General features: G+C 35.9%; 21 protein-coding genes. 11 read left to right on the top strand and 10 right to left on the bottom strand.

What is annotated here, in order from left to right:
- Positions 1–78: 78 nt before the first annotated feature.
- Complete coding sequence (locus tag ACFFHF_RS20255) at positions 79–501, bottom strand: hypothetical protein (protein WP_160547066.1); 423 nt, start codon at positions 499–501, stop codon at positions 79–81.
- Positions 502–636: 135 nt separating this feature from the next.
- Between ACFFHF_RS20255 and ACFFHF_RS20250 the strand changes: the two genes are divergently transcribed.
- Entirely contained in the window at positions 637–1,359 is a 723-nt protein-coding gene (locus ACFFHF_RS20250) for a hypothetical protein (RefSeq protein ID WP_160547065.1), read from the top strand.
- Positions 1,360–1,400: 41 nt separating this feature from the next.
- On the opposite strand, the gene ACFFHF_RS20245 is transcribed toward ACFFHF_RS20250, so the two are convergent.
- Positions 1,401–3,563, bottom strand: a complete 2,163-nt coding sequence (locus tag ACFFHF_RS20245; RefSeq protein ID WP_377058911.1) for a PAS domain S-box protein — start codon at positions 3,561–3,563, stop codon at positions 1,401–1,403.
- Positions 3,564–3,830: 267 nt separating this feature from the next.
- Here ACFFHF_RS20245 and yhfH point away from each other — a divergent pair, with 267 nt between their 5' ends.
- The 3 genes from yhfH (at position 3,831) to ACFFHF_RS20230 (ending at position 7,011) form a co-directional block, all read left to right on the top strand.
- Positions 3,831–3,968 (top strand): protein YhfH, encoded by a 138-nt coding sequence (gene yhfH, locus ACFFHF_RS20240; RefSeq protein ID WP_160547063.1) that lies wholly within the window; start codon positions 3,831–3,833, stop codon positions 3,966–3,968.
- A 146-nt stretch (positions 3,969–4,114) separates the two neighbouring features.
- Entirely contained in the window at positions 4,115–5,929 is a 1,815-nt protein-coding gene (gene pepF / locus ACFFHF_RS20235) for an oligoendopeptidase F (protein ID WP_377058910.1), read from the top strand.
- An 830-nt stretch (positions 5,930–6,759) separates the two neighbouring features.
- Positions 6,760–7,011, top strand: coding sequence for a transcriptional regulator SplA domain-containing protein (locus ACFFHF_RS20230; protein ID WP_160547061.1), 252 nt, complete (start codon positions 6,760–6,762; stop codon positions 7,009–7,011).
- A 30-nt stretch (positions 7,012–7,041) separates the two neighbouring features.
- Here ACFFHF_RS20230 and ACFFHF_RS20225 read toward each other — a convergent pair whose 3' ends face one another.
- From ACFFHF_RS20225 to ACFFHF_RS20210, 4 genes are all read right to left on the bottom strand, one after another.
- Complete coding sequence (locus ACFFHF_RS20225) at positions 7,042–7,323, bottom strand: cold-inducible protein YdjO-related protein (RefSeq protein ID WP_377058909.1); 282 nt, start codon at positions 7,321–7,323, stop codon at positions 7,042–7,044.
- A gap of 42 nt (positions 7,324–7,365) precedes the next feature.
- Entirely contained in the window at positions 7,366–7,479 is a 114-nt protein-coding gene (locus ACFFHF_RS20220) for a YjcZ family sporulation protein (protein ID WP_119708663.1), read from the bottom strand.
- Between the two features lie 32 nt (positions 7,480–7,511).
- Positions 7,512–7,619 carry a YjcZ family sporulation protein gene (locus ACFFHF_RS20215; protein WP_084361915.1) on the bottom strand — a complete coding sequence of 36 codons (108 nt, stop codon included), beginning with the start codon at positions 7,617–7,619 and terminating at the stop codon, positions 7,512–7,514.
- Positions 7,620–7,763: 144 nt separating this feature from the next.
- Positions 7,764–8,612: a formate/nitrite transporter family protein gene (locus tag ACFFHF_RS20210; protein ID WP_160547059.1), complete on the bottom strand. Its 849-nt coding sequence runs from the start codon at positions 8,610–8,612 to the stop codon at positions 7,764–7,766.
- Positions 8,613–8,968: 356 nt separating this feature from the next.
- On the opposite strand from ACFFHF_RS20210, the gene ACFFHF_RS20205 reads away from it, so the two are divergent.
- Both ACFFHF_RS20205 and ACFFHF_RS20200 read left to right on the top strand, forming a co-directional pair.
- Positions 8,969–9,670, top strand: a complete 702-nt coding sequence (locus ACFFHF_RS20205) for a helix-turn-helix domain-containing protein (protein WP_160547058.1) — start codon at positions 8,969–8,971, stop codon at positions 9,668–9,670.
- A 177-nt stretch (positions 9,671–9,847) separates the two neighbouring features.
- Entirely contained in the window at positions 9,848–11,332 is a 1,485-nt protein-coding gene (locus tag ACFFHF_RS20200; protein WP_160547057.1) for an aldehyde dehydrogenase family protein, read from the top strand.
- Between the two features lie 53 nt (positions 11,333–11,385).
- On the opposite strand, the gene ACFFHF_RS20195 is transcribed toward ACFFHF_RS20200, so the two are convergent.
- On the bottom strand, positions 11,386–11,487 hold the full coding sequence (locus ACFFHF_RS20195) for a YjcZ family sporulation protein (RefSeq protein ID WP_340904101.1): 102 nt from the start codon (positions 11,485–11,487) through the stop codon (positions 11,386–11,388).
- Between the two features lie 160 nt (positions 11,488–11,647).
- Between ACFFHF_RS20195 and ACFFHF_RS20190 the strand changes: the two genes are divergently transcribed.
- Positions 11,648–12,250: an SCO family protein gene (locus tag ACFFHF_RS20190; protein WP_377058907.1), complete on the top strand. Its 603-nt coding sequence runs from the start codon at positions 11,648–11,650 to the stop codon at positions 12,248–12,250.
- Positions 12,251–12,280: 30 nt separating this feature from the next.
- On the opposite strand, the gene ACFFHF_RS20185 is transcribed toward ACFFHF_RS20190, so the two are convergent.
- Positions 12,281–12,415 carry a hypothetical protein gene (locus tag ACFFHF_RS20185; RefSeq protein ID WP_340904102.1) on the bottom strand — a complete coding sequence of 45 codons (135 nt, stop codon included), beginning with the start codon at positions 12,413–12,415 and terminating at the stop codon, positions 12,281–12,283.
- A gap of 209 nt (positions 12,416–12,624) precedes the next feature.
- Between ACFFHF_RS20185 and ACFFHF_RS20180 the strand changes: the two genes are divergently transcribed.
- Positions 12,625–14,244, top strand: coding sequence for an ABC-F family ATP-binding cassette domain-containing protein (locus ACFFHF_RS20180; RefSeq protein ID WP_377058906.1), 1,620 nt, complete (start codon positions 12,625–12,627; stop codon positions 14,242–14,244).
- A 28-nt stretch (positions 14,245–14,272) separates the two neighbouring features.
- Here the strand turns inward: ACFFHF_RS20180 and ACFFHF_RS20175 are convergent, their stop codons facing one another.
- Positions 14,273–14,404 carry a YuzL family protein gene (locus ACFFHF_RS20175; protein ID WP_119708670.1) on the bottom strand — a complete coding sequence of 44 codons (132 nt, stop codon included), beginning with the start codon at positions 14,402–14,404 and terminating at the stop codon, positions 14,273–14,275.
- Between the two features lie 91 nt (positions 14,405–14,495).
- Positions 14,496–15,659 carry a D-alanyl-D-alanine carboxypeptidase family protein gene (locus ACFFHF_RS20170; protein WP_377058905.1) on the bottom strand — a complete coding sequence of 388 codons (1,164 nt, stop codon included), beginning with the start codon at positions 15,657–15,659 and terminating at the stop codon, positions 14,496–14,498.
- A gap of 235 nt (positions 15,660–15,894) precedes the next feature.
- Between ACFFHF_RS20170 and ACFFHF_RS20165 the strand changes: the two genes are divergently transcribed.
- From ACFFHF_RS20165 to pflA, 3 genes are all read left to right on the top strand, one after another.
- Positions 15,895–16,347 carry a cupredoxin domain-containing protein gene (locus ACFFHF_RS20165; protein ID WP_160547053.1) on the top strand — a complete coding sequence of 151 codons (453 nt, stop codon included), beginning with the start codon at positions 15,895–15,897 and terminating at the stop codon, positions 16,345–16,347.
- A gap of 348 nt (positions 16,348–16,695) precedes the next feature.
- Entirely contained in the window at positions 16,696–18,921 is a 2,226-nt protein-coding gene (gene pflB, locus ACFFHF_RS20160; protein ID WP_160547052.1) for a formate C-acetyltransferase, read from the top strand.
- Positions 18,922–18,983: 62 nt separating this feature from the next.
- Positions 18,984–19,724, top strand: a complete 741-nt coding sequence (pflA, locus tag ACFFHF_RS20155) for a pyruvate formate-lyase-activating protein (protein WP_160547051.1) — start codon at positions 18,984–18,986, stop codon at positions 19,722–19,724.
- Positions 19,725–19,752 lie beyond the last annotated feature (28 nt).

Below are 19,752 nucleotides of genomic sequence, written 5' to 3'. Positions count from 1 at the left end.
TCTAAATTATAAAACTTGTCCCACTATTTTTGTATAAAAAAAAACCAGATCTTAAAAAGTTCTGGTAATGACTCAGGTTTAATGAAATGTATTTGGGTTAATGTCCTGAAACAATGTAGTGAAAATGGATTTATAATTCTTAGCTATTGTTAATAATTCGTTCTCTCCATGAACTTGACAATACTGAATAAAATCATCTAGTTCATAAAAGACTTTTTCAACCACCTGTAGCGGAAGGGATATCGCAGCCAACTGTGCTCCTCCTCCGTCAGGTTCCGGAACATACATTAAAAACTTGTGGTATAGAAAATCAAAGAACTGTAACTCATGGTGAAGATGCTCCCTCTCTACATCATCCATATCCTCGTTTTCTTCCACCTCATACCCACGCCAATGCAAGTGAAAAGAAGAAAAATGAATCCAAAACATCAATATCTCCGAGTTAACTGTTAACTTAATATCATTTGTTTCAACAGTAGAATCTAAAGAGAATAAATCCACAAAATGCCCCCTTATTTTAAAGACATTTTAACTTCACAATTTTGCAGAACGCCGATAAACAAATAACCGCAACTTATCATAACATAAATAAAGGATTCCACCTATTTACTTTTAATTCCATAAAGGAGAGATTTGATGCCGTTAAATAATGAAAATCCGTTAATACTATCCAACCATGGAGAACCAAATTCCAATCAGACCATATTCCGGTACTCCTACTTTGAAGACGTCCTGCAAAGTCAAAAAATGACTAACTCAACTTTATCACAATCCATTGAATTATTTCATAGTACACTTAGTGAAACCACCTCCTCTCAGCAGATTAAATTTAATGAGTTACTACAAGAAATCAGCCGATCAGAACAATCTTTACGCGAGATTGCATCAATAATGATAGAACAAAGTCAAACCAATCAAATAATCCTTGAGAGACTGGGTAAGCTTGAAAAAGAAAATGAACTTGTCCTTAATGAAATTACAAAAGAAGGGCTAATGCATGAAGCGATGGTGGATCAACTATCTTTACAAGATCAACGTTTACTCGAGCTTAACTCAACACTGTCATCACACGAGCAACAAACAGTTGAATTAACTAAACAACTACAAGTGCATGAAAATATGTATGAAGAGATTTCAGAAAAAATGGGGTTACAAGAGGTATTTCATCAAACAGTTATGGAAAGGTTAGACCATCAAGAAGCCATTTCGGAGAAAATCCAAAGACAACTCGATTATTTAAAGACGGCCATTTATGAGAGAGCCTCACACTTGGCAGAAAAAATAGAGACGAACTTTAGCAAAGTTGCAAAACCCGTTCATCGATTTTTTGTACAAAAAGAAAAAAATGAACAAAAATAATAACGAAAAAACCCCAGTCTAAAAATGACTGGGGTCTAAGCTTAAGCAGTTTTTGCCGGTAATATGATATTAAAGGTGGTGCCTTTGTTTATTTCACTTTCTATATATACTTTCCCTTGGTGGCTTTCAATGATTTTAAAGCTAACCATTAACCCTAGGCCGTTTCCTTCCTTTTTGGTTGTATAGAACGGTTCACCAATCTTTTTGAGCTTATCCTCTGGTATCCCAACCCCCGTATCTTGAATTGAGATTTGTACTTGGTTATCCTCGACACTTACTTTAACGGTTAATTCCCCACCATTCGGCATAGCTTCAATACCGTTCTTTACAAAGTTTAGAAACACCTGTTTCAGTCTATCTTCATCACACTCAATTTGAATGATATCTTCATTTGCTTCAAAACTCATTTTCACATTCTTTTTTCGTGCTTCGAATTCTAATAGTGAAAGTACATTGTTTATTATTTTGACAATATTTTTTTCTTCAAGTTCTACTGCCCTAGGCTTGGCAAGAACCATAAAATCCTCAACAATCGTATTTACACGGCCAATCTCATCAAGAATAATCTCAATAAATTCTCTTCTTTGTGGATCGGTCTCATCCTCTAATAGAAACTCTCCATATCCCTTCATAGAAGTAAGAGGGTTTCTTATTTCATGGGCCACCCCGGCAGCGAGCTGACCAACAGCAGCTAGCTTATCTTGACGATGAAGTGTTTCTTCTGTTTTCTTTCTTTCAGTAATATCATTTCTTATCGCTAGGTATTGGTATGGTTTCCCTTTTTCATTCATAAAGGGGATGATGGTTGTATCAACCCAATAATATGTTCCATCCTTTGCTTTGTTTCTAATTTCACCTTTCCAAACATGTCCGTTCCCAATTGTGCTCCACAACTCTTTAAAGTAAGCTTTGGAATGGAACCCCGAGTTTAAGATTTTGTGATCTACCCCAATAAGCTCTTCACGTGAGTATTTAGATATCTCACAAAACTTATCATTCACCTTTGTAATTTTTCCCTTTTCATCTGTAAAAGCAACAATGGAGGATTGATCTAAAGCAAAATTTATATCATTAACTTCTTTTAACGACTCTTTTAATTTCTCTTCTGCTAATTTTCTATTGGTTATATCATGACGAATCGCAACATATTGATACGGTTTGCCGTTTTTTCCTAGAAACGGAACAATGGTCGTATCGACCCAATAGAAGCTTCCATCCTTCGCTTTATTTCGGATTTCTCCTTTCCAAACTCTTCCTGAGCTAATCTCTTTCCAAAGTTGTTGGAAATAACTACGTGGATGGTAGCCCGAATTTAATATCCGATGATCCATACCGAGAAGCTCTTCTCTTTGATACTTAGAGATTTCAACAAATTTGTCATTAACAAAGGTAATTTTCCCTTTTGGATCTGTAATAGCAACAATGGAAGATTCGTCTAATGCGGCTGTAATATCTTTAAGATTTGTGTCTGTAATAGCCAACTTTCTACTGATAAAAGCGGAAGACGAAATTAATCCTATTAAAATGACAATAGATAAGAAAAGAACAAAATAAATAAATAACCGTTCATCGGATATATTCCCTATCGGATCCGTAATTTTAAATCTTATAATTTCAGCTGATTTTACAAGTAAGAAATGTCCTTCCACTATAGCTATCGTTAATACTAAAGCTGCTAAAGGCTTCATCCAAATACGATGACTAACCGAAAAGTTTTTAGCGAAAAACAACATCCAAAAAACGAACCAAAAAGATGCACACATCAAAACAAGAGCAACGATAAGGATAATTGGATCATAAGAAAATACGATTTCTAGTCCTAGCATCCCAACCAAATGAACGAATAAAACTGCACATGTCATAAAAATACTTCCTAATAACAGACTAGTTTTATGAAAGTGATGTTTTGTTACAGTATAAAACGCAAGACCTACAAAGATGATACCGACAATTAGTGATAGCAAAATAAGTGGAATACGATAATGAAAGGACTCCGCTCCATCTATAGTAAGCATTCCGATGAAATTCATTAACCAAATACCAACACCCATTGATAAGGTACCGGCAATTAATAAAAGCCTTCCATTTCTTTCAGAGGTATGAAGCATTGCAACTAAGTTCATTGAAGTATAGGAAGCCATTATCGTTAAAATAAATGCAGAAAAAATTAAAATAGGATTGTACGATCCAATAATTTCTTCCATAAAAAGAAATGCCTCCTTTTCAGAAACAATTTATATCTACTTGATTTTAATGGATAGATACCGTATATAAAAGAAAAAGTTTTGTTTTTTGTCACAATTATTTTCTTTTGTTTTCCCACCAAAAATGATAAATCAGTACATTTCACTTATTTAAAAAAAATTTTGATTTTTTCAAGAAAAGAGTCTACACATTTTTAACATCCTCGTGTATACTGTACTATAACAAGAGGTAATTAATTATTCTGTATTATATAAGGAGGAGTAAAAATGTTAATAAGTCCAGTTGAGTTTTTCCGAACATTACCCAAAAAGGTTTGTCCCGAGTGTGGTCAACAGGTACATGAACAGGCTGAATCGTACTTCTTAGAATGTGACAGATGCCTTTCAAAAAAAATGGAAGAATAAAATGTAAACTAAGCACGGTGAGGTTAGATAATCTCACCGTTTTTTTGTATTGATTTATTAAAATATTTAGAAAAATCCTTTAAAATCATGTATACTAACAATGTATATACTTAGGAATACGAAATACATAGTTAGGGGGAAGGAAAATGGAGAAAACATCTTCAAAAAGGTATTTACGTAAAGAGGTACCCGAGCATTTAACATGGGACTTAAGTGATTTGTTTGACTCAGAAGATACTTGGCAAGACCATCTCAAATTGGTGGAAAATGATCTAAGTCTATTTGATGCTTATAAAGGAAAAGTAACCGAAAACTCCGCTACGTTACTTCAATGTTTAGAACAACGTGAAAAGCTAACCCATAAGTTAATAAAAATTTCTACTTTTGCTTCTTTAAAACAATCAGAAGATGGAACAAATCCAATCAACCAGGCGAATATTGGAAAGGTTTCATCGCTACTTTCCAAAATAAACTCATCATTATCTTTTATTGATTCAGAATTATTAAAACTTGACGAAGAGACACTTTCACAATTCGTACAAGAACAACCTAATCTCCTTCCTTTTAAGAATATGCTAGCTGATTTACTAGAGACAAAAAAATACCGTTTATCCCCTGAAACTGAACAAGTACTTGCTGCTCTTGGAGAAGTTCATGGAGCACCTTACCAAATTTATCAAACAAGTAAATCTGCCGATATGACTTTTTCTTCGTTTTTAGATGACAAAGGAAATGAGTTACCAAATAGCTTCGCTTTATTCGAAGACCGATATGAATTTTCACCAGATCCAATAGTGAGAGGAAATGCCTATGAATCATTTGTATCTACATTAAGCAAGTACAAAAATACGTACGCTGCTGTGTATGCAACAGAAGTAAAAAAACAAGTCGCTTTGTCTAAATTACGAGGCTATGACTCTGTAACAGATATGCTTTTGCATCCACAAAAAGTTGAGAAAGTTACCTATGAGAATCAATTGAATGTTATTCAAAAAGAGCTTGCTCCGCATATGAGAAGGTTTGCTCAGTTAAAAAAACGTGTTCTTGGGCTTGAAACGATGAGATTCTGTGATTTAAAGGCACCTTTAGATCCATCTTTTAATCCATCTACGACCTATGAGGAAGCAAGCGAAGTAATCTTAGAAGCATTAAAAGTAATGGGACCTGAGTATAGTAGCATTATGAAAAAAGGATTAACGGAAAGATGGGTTGACTTAGCTGATAATGTTGGGAAATTCACCGGTGCATTCTGTTCTAGCCCTTACGGCTCCCACCCGTATATTCTTATAACATGGACAGACACCATGAGAGGTGCTTTTGTCCTTGCCCATGAGCTTGGACACGCAGGACACTTTTATTTGGCAAACAAAAATCAACGCATGATGAATACTCGCCCATCCATGTATTTTATTGAAGCCCCATCAACAATGAATGAGATGCTTTTAGGTGACTACTTGCTCTCTCAAACGAATGATGTTCAAATGAAGCGCTGGGTGCTATTACAATTATTAGGAACGTATTATCATAACTTTGTTACACATCTATTGGAGGGAGAATTCCAAAGAAGAGTTTATCGTTTAGCTGAGGAAGGGGTGCCATTAACAGCAAAAATACTTTGCGAGCAAAAAGCAAATGTGCTAACTGACTTCTGGGGAGATACAGTGGAAATTGATGAAGGCGCAAGTCTTACATGGATGAGACAACCACATTACTATATGGGACTATATCCATACACATATTCCGCTGGCTTAACCGCTTCAACTGCTATGGCTCAGTTAATAAAGGAAGAAGGTGAACCGGCTGTTGAGCGATGGCTAGAGGTGTTAAAAGCTGGGGGGACGATGCGTCCATTAGAGTTGCTAAAACAGGCTGGAATTGATATGTCAACACCTTCCCCTATTGAGAAGGCCGTAAGCTACGTAGGTACATTAATTGATGAACTAGAAGCAAGCTATCAATAATAAAACGGGCACAGATTACGTAATCTGTGCTTTTTAGATTAAATAAAAACTCTCTAGCTATACTAGAGAGAAAGTCAACATCTTAGGGGACCCAACCATTTTTCATCAGCTTTGCTTCCGGTTTAGTTATTTTCCTACTCCAAATAACAAGGTTAAGCTCTTTTAATACTATGCTGATGTGTGTTTGTTCCGTTTTAGGATTACGTTGGATGGTCTCACTTACTACGAGAAGTGAGAAGGTATTCCTTTCGAATAACAAACAGCCTTATTAAGTTTTAATTTTATCTTTCATTCACATAATGGAAGCTTTATTAGAATTCTATAAAGGAAGTTGTAATTTCCATGGCCAAATTTTCCGTTTTTGGTCTACTTTTTAACCCAAGGCGTTGGCTTCTACCCCCTTTTTATCTTCTCGTAACTATATTTTCATAACACAATATAGCTACAATACTTAAAATGAGAATTTCAGCATCAAGTCTTTGCTACCTACTAAGAAACTTTTTACTAAATAAGTAGTGATTAAATTGTAGGGACTTTACATTTTCCTCTCTTTTCACCGCTTCACAAATTATGCGTGGACTTTATAGTTTACTCGTTCTCATATACTTACTTACGGAACGAACACTATATGGTTGAGTCTCCTAAAATGTTAACTCCTTTCTTTTTTTATTTGTTTTTCTTTACACTCTTATTATATCACCTGAAAAAAGCGATACTCTCCCTAACTGTGATAGTTATGTGAACGTTTCCATCCCTTTTGGAAGAATAACACTTGATTTTGATGAGAACGATATATATATGTTCATTAACTAAAAGGAGGTAATGATGAGATGGAAATGGTCAATCCAAAAGAGGTCAAAATAGGTGATGAGGTGTTCGTGATTTATAATAACCCACATACTCCGACTGTATCTAATATAAGAGCGGCTGAAATTGTACAACATCCTCATAATCCCGGTGGAGTCGCTTTATTTTTAAATGAGACCTTTCATGTAATCGAAGATGACGATGCCCTTTTTGCTTCTGAAGCTGCTGCTGAACAAGCATTTAATGACCATTACTACAATACAGATACACACTAAAGAAGCAAGGCAACGCCTTGCTTCTAATCACTAATTGATTTTAGGCAACTCTCTAACTTCCATTGTTGTGTCGTGTCCACACAATGGACATTTTAAATCGGAGCTTGCAAACTCTTTTCTCATCCAACCAATACAATCGTTATCAGCACATGTATACACTTCAATATCCATTAAAATATCTTCCGGTTTTTCTTCTTGAGCTTTTCTGTTAAAGAACATAGCAATTGCCCCCATTCTAGAGATTCTTTCGTTCTTTTTATTTAGTATGTACAAATTATTATATTTTAAAAGTATTTTTTCCTGTGTATCCAAAAATAAACAACCTGCCCCTTCAAGCAGGTTGTTTATTTCTTCTTATAACCACGAAGCGCCTACAATGATTAATAAGATAAATAATACGACAATTAACACAAATCCTCCGTATCCATACCCACATCCACCATAACCATATCCGTAGTTATAGCCCATACCTTTCAACCCCTTTTATTATTAAAAACTAATTAATATCCCCATCCCACATATGCTGCTCCCACAATAATCAATAGGATGAACAAAACGACGATCAAAGCAAATCCACCGCCGTAGCCGAATCCAGCTTCTGCGCTCATTACTTCCACCTCCCATGACATCTATCGGCAGTATATGTGAGGCAAAGTTGTCCTGTATGGGCATTTTCACTAATTAGTAACCTCTTCATCATCAAAAAAAACCTCCTTGAACGATATCAAGGAGATTTTTCATCCGATAAATCCTTACAATTTAGCTACTCTCTTCTCTGAGACGGAGAAAGAAACTTCATTTTCTAGTACTTTCTTTTCTTTAACAACAGGCTTTTTATTTAGGTACACATATAAAGCTCCGACAAAAATACTTCCTCCAATTAAATTTCCAAGGGTTACAGGTATGATGTTATGGATTGCTGACCAAATGGTAATCGTTTCTGGATGTGGAACCATTAGAGCAATTCCAAATAGCGCCATATTTGCAATGCTGTGTTCATAGCCAGAGATAACAAAACCAAATACAAGTAAGAGGGTTAATAGGAGTTTTGCTACGTCACCTTTTACATGCATTGGTAACCAAATAGCTAAACATACCAGCCAGTTACAAAGGATGGCACGAAAAAAGATTTCTAATGTATGTCCGTGCATCTTATAACTTGCAACGTCCATCAAAAGTTCCGATTTGTCTGGTGATAAAAATAAGCCCGATAGCATAATCAGAAGAGAAAAAAACAATGCTCCAGCTAAATTGCCAAAGTAACAAGCCAGCCAGATTTGCAACGTCTCATACCAGGTAGTTTCCTTTCTTAACGTTCCGATGGTCATTGTCATTGCGTTACTAGTAAACAACTCCGCCCCACCGTAAATAATCATTACGAGAGCAGTCCCAAAGAAAATCGCTACCAACAGCATCGCAGATGGAGACCCGGCATCAAAGAAAAATTCTCCCGTTTTATACGATACCATGATTCCGAAACCAATATAGACTCCAGCAAGCATTGCTTTAATAAAGTAATGGAGTTTAGATGACATCCACGTATCTCTTTTTTTCTTAGCGTTTAATGCCGCTTCCTCAATAGGTGTAAGCTCATTATACATGTTCAGGATCCTTTCTCTTTTCAAAATGTGAAAAAAATCACAATATTTACTGTCATTTTACCCCTCATTCTCACTTTTGTTAATAGAAAAACTATTGAACGCTTCGTGACTATTTGTGAAACGGTTACATTACCCGTATTTCATCATTAAACTATTGAAAGCTAGGGTTTACACTATTTGAATATGTAAAACTCCCCTTTCACTGCTGTTACAAATATCACTATTATAAGAAATTATTAAGTTAAATGTGATTTCTGTCACAAAACGTTAACTCATTTTTAAGTAAACTATATTGACCAGTTACATAACATTCTTTTAAATAAAAATATATGGCCAACGCTTAAAGGAGGATACCGATGGTGATTCAAAAATATAAAGAAGAATTATCCTACGAACTTGGCGAATTATTAAAATCGGCTGAACGAATTGTACCTATAAAAAAAGGAAGCTATCTGTTTAAAGAAGGACAAGAAGCAAGAGAAATGTATATTATTTTATCAGGTAAGGTTCAAATTTCAAAAATGAACGCTGAAGGCAATGAGCTGAGTTTAAGACTTTGTAAGCATTATGATATTGTAGGAGAACTAACCTTATTTACTGTGGATCCAAGGTATATATTTAATGCCAAAATAATAGAAAATGGTGAAGTTGCAGCCATCAATATTACTGAACTTGAACATGCCTTTTTTAAAAATAGCCAGTTAGCTATTGAATTCCTTCGATGGATGAATGATCATATAAGAAAAACCACTACTAAGTTTCGTGATTTAGTGTTAAATGGAAAAAAAGGAGCACTCTATTCAACCATTATTAGGTTATGTAATAGTTATGGTGTATTAAGAGAAAATGGAATTGAAATATCGGTTCCATTAACCAATCAAGATCTAGCGAATTTCTGTGGCACAGCAAGAGAAAGTATTAGTAGAATGCTGACTGAATTAAGAAAGAAACATATTATTTCTATTAACAAAAAAATAATTACTGTCCATGACCTAAGTTATTTAAAAAAGGAAATAGATTGTGAGAACTGTCCGATTGAATATTGTAATATTGACTAATCGTAATCGCCTATTTTAGGCGATTATTTATTTTTTTGTCGAAAAATCGTGTCAAACACTATCGGAATATTTACTATATTTATGATTGAAAAATAGTTTTATAAAATGATAGTATTAACCATGTAAGCGTTGTCATAGTTTGGAAATTCTAAACCATTTAATAGCGGGAGGGAAACAATGAGTCAATTAACTGTTCAATTGCATGAAAAAGTAGAGAAATTCCTATCTGGTAAAAAGAAGCTTTTTATTAATGGAGAATTCGTCGAAAGTAAAGCTCAAAAGACTTTCGAAACCTATAACCCAGCTACTGGCGAAGTGCTAGCAACTGTTTTTGAGGCCAACGAAGTAGATGTAGACCTCGCTGTGAAGGCTGCTAGAAAAGCTTTCGATGAAGGTCCTTGGTCAAAAATGGGTAGCGCCCAAAGAAGTAGATTAATGTATAAGCTTGCTGACCTAATGGAAGAAAATGCAGCTGAACTAGCGCAACTTGAAACATTGGACAACGGTAAACCAATTAGAGAAACTACGAATGCTGATATTCCTTTAGCTGTTGAACATATGCGATATTATGCGGGCTGGGCCACGAAAATTGTCGGGCAAACAATTCCGGTTAATGGACCATACTTTAACTATACAAGACACGAAGCAGTCGGGGTGGTTGGACAAATTATTCCTTGGAACTTCCCTCTTTTAATGGCCATGTGGAAGCTAGGTGCTGCACTAGCAACAGGATGTACAGTCGTACTAAAGCCTGCTGAGCAAACACCACTTTCTGCCCTATACTTAGCTGAGTTAATTCAAGAGGCAGGCTTCCCTCCTGGTGTTGTCAATATCATTCCAGGATTCGGTGAAACAGCAGGTCAACCGCTTGTTGACCATCCACAAGTTGATAAAATTGCTTTCACCGGTTCAACTGAAATTGGGAAAATGATTATGGAGAGAGCAGCCAAAACCTTAAAGAGAGTAACCCTAGAACTTGGCGGAAAATCGCCAAACATCCTGCTGCCAGATGCTGATCTTTCAAAGGCAATTCCTGGAGCACTAAATGGGGTTATGTTTAACCAAGGTCAAGTGTGCTGTGCGGGTTCTCGTGTCTTCATTCAGAAAAAGCAATTTGATAATGTTGTTGCTGATATGGTAAGTCATGCGAAGAACATTAAGCAAGGAGCAGGTCTACACTCTGACACAGATATCGGACCTCTTGTTTCAAGCACACAACAAAAACGCGTTCTTGGGTATATTGAAAAAGGAATTGACGAAGGAGCCGAGCTATTAGTTGGTGGAAATAATCCATTTGAACAAGGATACTTTGTTTCACCAACGATCTTCGCCAATGTTAGTGACCAAATGACAATCGCTAAAGAAGAAATATTTGGTCCTGTTATTTCTGCTCTTCCGTATGAAGACTTAGATGAGCTTATTGCTCGTGCAAATCAAAGTGAATACGGCTTAGCTGCTGGGCTATGGACTCGTGATGTAGCTCAAGCACACTACGTAGCCAACAATTTACGAGCTGGAACGGTTTGGGTGAACTGCTATAACGCATTTGATGCCGCTTCCCCGTTTGGTGGTTATAAGCAATCTGGTCTTGGTCGTGAAATGGGCTCTTATGCACTTAACAACTATACTGAAGTTAAGAGTGTATGGATTGGAATGAATTAATCACCACAAAAAAGCGAGAGGGTCTTCCCTCTCGCTTTTTTTATAAATAAATATTAGTAGTTGTAGCCTCCACCGAAGAAACCTGCTCCAACAACGATTAGCAAGATAAACAGGACAACGATTAAAGCGAAGCCGCCTCCATAACTTCCACTCATATTTTTTCACCCTCCTCTATAGCCTTTTCACTCCTAGCGTATTCAGACAGTATGTCATCGGTATAGATGAATGTCCTATATGGATCAATTTAATATGTTCACAATATGTCCATAGGATTTTCCTTCAAGATTCATTATCTTAAATAGAGGAGGTATGTTCATGAAGAAAATATATATGATTTGTTCCATTATAGTCATTGTTGGTATTACTGCTGGTATATCCTTTTTTTTAATTCGTGATGCCAATGCAACCATTCCTGATGATATCGTTTTAACAACAGTGAACAATGAAAGCTTTGATTTTAGTAAAACAGAGAAAAAAATAAAACTTGTTGAATTCATGTATACGCATTGTCCTGATATTTGTCCCACCACAACATTAAAAATGAATCAATTAAAAAAGGACCTTGAAGAGGAAGGCGTGTTCGGAGATAAGATTCAATTTCTAACCGTTACTATTGATCCCTTTCGTGACACACCCAAAGTGATGAAAAGTCACATGTCCCATTTTGAAATTGTAGACGACGGAAACTGGTTATTTTTAACTGGTGACCCTAGTAATATTAAGGAAGATCAAAAGGATATTGAACGGTTAGCCAATACCTTTCAGTTTCAATATAGAGATCCAGGTGACGGATTTTATGTCCACTCTACTTTCTTATTTCTAGTAGATGAAAACAATAAATTTATTAAGAAATTCCCTATGGGAGAAGATTTTAATCGAGAAGATGTCTTTAATAAAATAATGAAGGAAATACAATAAAACGAGCGGCATTAATAGCCGCTCGTTTTATTAATTTGTTGAAGAAGATAATTTTGCTTGTTGCTGTAAAAGGAGAATTGATTTGGGGCGAGGTTTTGAAAAGCTAACCTTAATTCCTGACCCCTTTAACCGATTAACTAAGTCTATTAATTGTTTTTTAGCCATATTAAAGACTCCTTTTCCGATCTGATTAGCTTTATTGTACATGATAAATATGAAAAAAATATGAAATTTCATCATTTTTTTCTATGAAAATAAAACTTTTATTTAAGGTTGATTTTTTTGGCAATGCTGATGATATAGAAATTCATGCGAACAACCAGTAAAAAGTGTTATAATGAAAATTATTGTTTATTTTGTTTGGAGGAAAAGAAATGATTACAGTAACAGACGTAAGCCTACGATATGGTGACCGTAAACTATTTGAAGATGTAAATATTAAATTCACACCTGGTAATTGCTACGGATTAATTGGGGCAAATGGGGCAGGAAAATCAACATTTTTAAAAATCCTATCTGGTGAAATAGAGTCACAAACCGGTCAAGTTTCCCTTGGACCTGGAGAAAGATTGGCGGTTTTAAAGCAAAACCACTATGAATTCGAAGAAGAAGAAGTAATGAAAGTAGTAATCATGGGGCATAAGCGTCTATATGAAGTCATGCAAGAAAAAGACGCAATTTATATGAAAGCGGACTTCACAGATGAAGACGGTATGAAAGCTGCTGAGCTTGAAGGAGAATTCGCGGAGCTAAACGGTTGGGAAGCTGAATCAGAAGCTGCCATTTTATTAAAAGGGCTTGGAATTACTGAAGACCTTCACACAAAAAAGATGGCAGATATTTCAGGGTCTGATAAAGTAAAGGTACTTCTTGCGCAAGCTTTATTTGGTAAGCCAGATGTTCTTCTACTTGATGAGCCGACGAACCACTTAGACATAAAAGCAATCCAATGGTTAGAAGAATTTTTAATTAACTTTGAGAATACCGTTATTGTTGTATCCCATGACAGACATTTCCTTAATAAAGTATGTACGCATATTGCGGACTTAGACTTTTCAAAAATCCAAATCTACGTTGGAAACTATGATTTCTGGTATGAGTCAAGCCAGTTAGCACAGAGAATGGCTCAGGACCAAAATAAGAAAAAAGAAGAAAAAATCAAAGAACTTCAAGCATTTATCGCGAGATTTAGCGCTAACGCATCTAAATCCAAGCAAGCAACATCAAGAAAAAAATTACTTGATAAAATTTCTTTGGATGACATTCGTCCATCCTCAAGAAAATATCCGTATGTTGGTTTTACTCCTGAAAGAGAAATTGGAAACGACCTGTTACGTGTCGAAGGAATAACAAAAACAATCGACGGAGAAAAAGTTTTAAACAATGTTAGCTTCGTAATGAATAAGGAAGATAAAATTGCACTTGTTGGAGCAAATGAACTTGCTAAAACAACCTTATTCAAGATTTTGACAGGTGAAATGGAAGCTGACAGTGGGACGTTTAAATGGGGTGTCACTACCTCTCAGGCGTATTTCCCAAAAGACAACACTTCTTACTTTGAAGGTAGTGAGCTTAACCTGGTAGATTGGTTACGACAGTTCTCGCCTGCTGATCAAAGTGAAAGCTTCCTTCGTGGCTTCTTAGGAAGAATGTTGTTCTCTGGAGAAGAAGTATTAAAGAAGGCTAGCGTTCTTTCCGGAGGAGAAAAGGTCCGTTGTATGCTATCTAAAATGATGCTAAGTGGCGCGAATGTTCTTCTATTGGACGAGCCAACAAACCACTTAGACTTAGAATCAATTACTGCGGTAAATAATGGGTTAATTAACTTTAAAGGCTCACTTATGTTTGCATCACATGACCATCAGTTCATTCAAACGATTGCCAACAGAATTATTGAAATTACTCCAAATGGTATCGTTGATAAGCAAATGACTTATGATGAATATCTCGAAAATAGTGAGATCCAAAAACAAGTAGAAGAAATGTATAAATAAAACTAAAAGAGAGCCAATTGGCTCTCTTTTAATGTCTTTTTGTTTTTCGTCTTGCACTATCTTTTTTTGTCCCAGCCATTTCATTTTCTGTTGTGCCTTGTCCTTCAACTTGCGGAGAACTTAATCCAACAGTAGAAGGATCTTTTTTTCGATTTGACATAATGAAAACACCTCCACTGTTAATTTTTAATATTTAGATGGTTTTTATCCGCTCTATAAGACAACTTTTTTAAAATTGTTTCCTCATTGTTTCATCCATTCAAAATACGTTTTCTCCACATTCCTAAGAATGCTCCAATTAACGCAAATCCTAATCCAATTGATATGGCTTTCATCATAATAGGTGTAGATTTATCACTTGGTTTGGTTTCTCCTATGATAGAAGCAGTCTTTGGAGAAGTTTTGATTTTATATTTTGCTAAAGAGATCGTTTGAATCTTGTTGTTCGAGGAATCATATACGGTTAAGTCTCCCTCTTTTGTTACATCTACTACAGTAGAATCAGTAAGAGGCTCTGTTATATATAACGGATCTGTCACAACAAACTTATCCTTCTCATTTTCAAAAGTTGTATTCACAGGAATTGTTGAAGTTTTAAAGTTAGAAAATCCAAAGCTTAGCAAATTAATTGTATCATTATATATATCACGTTTATACGTTGCCCCTAAACCAATGACTGTTAATCCAAGTTGACCATTAGAAGCAGTTGTTGCTAACGTTTGCCTTGATTCATTCACAAAACCCGTCTTACCACCTGTAATACCTTCGAATGGAATTTCTCCCTTCAGTAGTAAATGATGTGTTAGTAAGGTTGTATCCCATGATTGACCATCCCATTCCAAATCTTTTGTTCCGAAAATTTCTTTAAATGTTTCATTCTTTAGTGCGTAATTCGTGATTAGCCCTAAATCATACGCTGTTGTATAGTGGTTTTCATCAAAAAGTCCATGCGGGTTCGTGAAATGAGTATCCTTAACACCAACCTCATTTCTTAGAAATTCATTGATGTGTTTTTCGTATGTGTCCATACTGCCGTCAATATGAAGGGCAATAGCTGCAGCTGCATCATTTCCTGAATTAATAAGCATCCCTTGAATTAATTTCTTTAGTGTAACTTCTTCTCCCTCATTTAAATATACTTTTGTTCCCTCAACTTCAATAGCCTCATTATTTACTTTTACTATTTCATCTACTTTTGCAGATTGAATTGCGTAAATGGCAGTTGCAATTTTTGTTAAACTAGCAGGATACATACGTTCATGCTCGTTTTTTGAGTAAAGGACCGCATTGGATTGTGAGTCCATTAATATTACCGAATCGCTTATAATGGACAGCTCGTCCATTTCGTCAGCAAACACTTGATTTGAACTTAATGCAAGGATAGTTAGAAAAATAAAAGATAGTTTTTTAAACACTGTATGCACACACCTTGTTTGAAATCAGTCTTTTTCGATTGTACCAAAAAATTTAGCATGTAAGCGTATAAATTATGCATTTGTTACGAAATTGAAAAACTAGGTAATATTTCGTGCTTTATAACGAAAAACCGATACTTAGGTCGTAAATTTACATTCATAGAAAAAGTATAGACAAGTTTCCATTACCTTGATGCATATAAATTAGTAGAAATAAATTTTTTGGAGGGGTACGATGCAGTTTCTAGTAGTCAAAAAACGTTCTCTAATATTTTCACTTCTTTTGTTAGGTTTGGTTTTCTCCGCCTCCCTTTGGATTTATTTAAACATGGGAAGCGAGGCAGTCGTTCAAACATCAGTAAATGATTCTACGAGAGAAATTCATTTAGTCACTGGCGAGTTTGAAGCGACTACTAAAGATGGAAAAGAAATTGAAGCCTATCGCTTTGACCCGGGGACCATCTTTCTACAAAAGGGTGAGAAGGTAAAATTAAAGATTATGGGAATAAACGGTGCTAATCATCCATTTATTATTGAAGGCACAGACATTAGCGGTAAAATTCTTCAAGGAGAAGAAACTGAACTAGATCTTCAGTTTCAAAAGAAGGGTGTCTATCGATTGGTTTGCTTAACCCACCATGATTCAGATTCAAACGGACCAATGACAGCCTATATCGTTGTAAATTAACACTTGTTGACGATTGTGTGTAAAACGCACAGTCGTTTTTTATGTTCCACCAAACTGTCAAAATATCTACATAACCTAATTGACCACGAAGAGATTTCTCACGTTACAATAGTGATATTAAAAATAACTTTTTGTATAACAGATTTTATTTTTCATCAAATCATTATAGTACAGTTTTCTTTTTTTACTATTCCATCACATAACAAACCTCTGAAAAACCTAATGTTCATAACATTGTCAAAATGTCACCTAGATTATGTGATGTATTTCACTAATTATCTGTTATACTTCAAGTATGATGTATTTGTATCATCTGTTATATAAATATTTACTAAGAGGTGGACTCAAATGGAACAGTGGAAAGGTTTTTCAGAAGGCACTTGGAGTAAAGAAGTAAACGTTAGAGACTTTATACTAAGAAACTTTAAAACGTACGAAGGAAATGATTCCTTCCTTGCAGGCCCTACTGAGGCAACAACAAAATTATGGGATCAAGTAATGGATTTAACAAAACAAGAAAGAGAAAACGGTGGCGTCCTTGATATGGATACCGAAATCGTATCTACCATTGTTTCTCATGGCGCAGGCTACTTAAATCAAGATTTAGAAAAAGTAGTGGGTGTCCAAACTGACAAACCGTTCAAACGCTCCCTACAGCCATTTGGCGGAATTCGTATGGCACAACAATCATGTGAATCTTATGGTTTTGAGTTAAATAAGGATGTTGAAAAAATCTTTACTGACTATCGTAAAACACATAACCAAGGTGTATTCGATGCTTACACCGATGAAATGAAAATGGCACGTAAGGTTGGTATCATTACAGGTTTACCGGATGCATACGGACGTGGCCGTATTATCGGTGACTACCGACGTATTGCTTTATATGGTGTAGACTTCTTAATTCAAGAAAAGAAAAAGGATCTAGCTGGTACTACTTCAGTTATGAAGGAATCTGTTATTCAGCTTCGTGAAGAATTGTCAGAGCAGGTTCGTGCCCTTAACGAATTAAAAAAATTAGCTGCAAGCTACGGATTTGATATTTCTAGACCAGCTACTACAGCTACAGAAGCTTTCCAATGGCTATACTTTGGATACTTGGCAGCAATTAAAGAACAAAACGGAGCTGCAATGAGTCTAGGGCGCGTTTCAACTTTCTTAGATATTTATATTGAAAGAGATTTAGAAAACGGTGTACTTACAGAGCAAGAGGCACAAGAATTGGTTGATCACTTCGTTATGAAGCTACGTCTTGTAAAATTTGCTCGTACTCCTGACTATAACGAACTATTTAGTGGAGACCCAACGTGGGTAACGGAGTCAATCGGTGGTGTAGCAAATGACGGACGTGCATTAGTAACGAAAAACTCTTTCCGTTTCTTGCATACTCTTACTAATCTAGGACCGGCACCAGAACCAAACTTAACAGTACTTTGGTCTACTCGCCTTCCTGAAGGCTTCAAAAAGTTCTGTGCGAAAATGTCAATCGAAACAAGTTCAATTCAATATGAAAATGACGATATTATGCGCCCAGAATGGGGCGATGATTACGGAATTGCATGCTGTGTATCAGCAATGGAAATTGGTAAGCAAATGCAGTTCTTCGGTGCTCGTGCAAACCTTGCAAAAGCACTGCTATATGCGATCAATGGTGGTAAAGACGAAAAACATAAACTTCAAGTAGCTCCAGAGTTCTCCCCTATCACTTCTGAAGTACTAGACTATGAAGAAGTAATGGCGAAATTTGATTCTACCATGGATTGGTTAGCTGGTCTTTACATTAATACACTAAACATCATCCACTATATGCATGATAAGTATAGCTATGAAAGAATTGAGATGGCTCTTCACGATACAAACATTCTTCGTACTATGGCAACAGGTATTGCTGGACTAAGTGTTGTTGCTGACTCATTAAGTGCGATAAAATACGCTCAAGTTCGTCCCGTTCGTGACGAAAACGGTATTGCTGTTGACTTTGAAATAGAAGGCGACTTCCCTAAATACGGAAACAATGATGATCGCGTGGACAGCATCGCTGTTGATTTAGTTGAGCGTTTCATGAAAAAGCTTAAAAAACACGAAACATATAGAAACTCTATGACTACTATGTCTATTTTAACAATCACTTCTAACGTGGTGTATGGTAAGAAAACAGGTAACACACCTGATGGTCGTCGCGCTGGTGAGCCATTTGCTCCTGGTGCAAACCCGATGCATGGTCGTGATACAAAAGGAACTCTAGCTTCTCTTGCATCTGTTGCTAAGCTTCCTTATGCTTACTCATTAGACGGTATTTCAAATACTTTCTCAATTGTACCAAAAGCCTTAGGGAAAGATGACGACAGCCGTGAACTGAATCTTGTAAGTATTCTTGATGGTTATTCAATTAAGCAAGGACATCACTTAAACGTAAACGTATTTAATCGTGAAACATTGCTTGATGCTATGGAGCACCCAGAAGAATATCCACAATTAACGATTCGTGTATCTGGTTACGCAGTTAACTTTATTAAGTTAACAAGAGAACAACAAATGGATGTTATAAACAGAACATTCCATGGTTCACTATAAAAAAATGATGTAGGGAGATTGCAAACATCTCCCTACCTGATAAATGAGAGGAGTTTTTCATCATGAACGGAAACATTCATTCAATCGAAACATTTGGAACAGTAGACGGACCTGGAATTCGCTATGTCGTATTTACACAAGGCTGCTTGCTTCGTTGCCAATTTTGTCATAATGCGGATACTTGGGAAATCGGAACTGGAAAACAGATGTCTGTTTCCGAAATCATCGATGATTTAAAAACATACTTACCTTTCATCGAGTCATCAGGTGGTGGAATTACTGTTAGCGGTGGTGAACCGCTTCTACAAATTCCATTTTTAATAGAACTCTTTAAAGAATGTAAAAAGCTAGGGATTCACACAACTATTGATTCTTCGGGCGGTTGTTTCTCACACGCGGAACACTTTCAAGTAAATCTTAAAGAATTATTAAAATACACTGACTTAATTCTACTTGATATCAAACATATTGACAGAAAGAAGCATATTTCCTTAACCGGAATGGCAAATGAACATATACTTGAATTTGCTCAATTCTTATCCGCTCATCAAGTTGCTGTATGGATACGACATGTTCTTGTACCAACCATTTCAAATGATCTTGACGATCTAAAAAAACTTGGGGATTTTATTGGTACACTTTCGAATGTTAAAAAGGTCGAAGTTCTTCCATATCATGAACTTGGAGTATATAAATGGGAAGCTCTTGGGATGGAGTATCCATTAAAAGGTATTCAACCACCAAGTGATGAAGAAGCCCAAAAGGCTCTTGAACTTTTAACTGCTTCAGTAAAATATGCATAATAAAAATGGGGAGCAATTAGATTTGCTC

The sequence above is a fragment of the Robertmurraya beringensis genome (assembly GCF_042433785.1).
GTDB lineage: Bacteria > Bacillota > Bacilli > Bacillales > Cytobacillaceae > Robertmurraya_A > Robertmurraya_A beringensis.
This window is presented reverse-complemented; position numbering and strand designations above follow the sequence as displayed.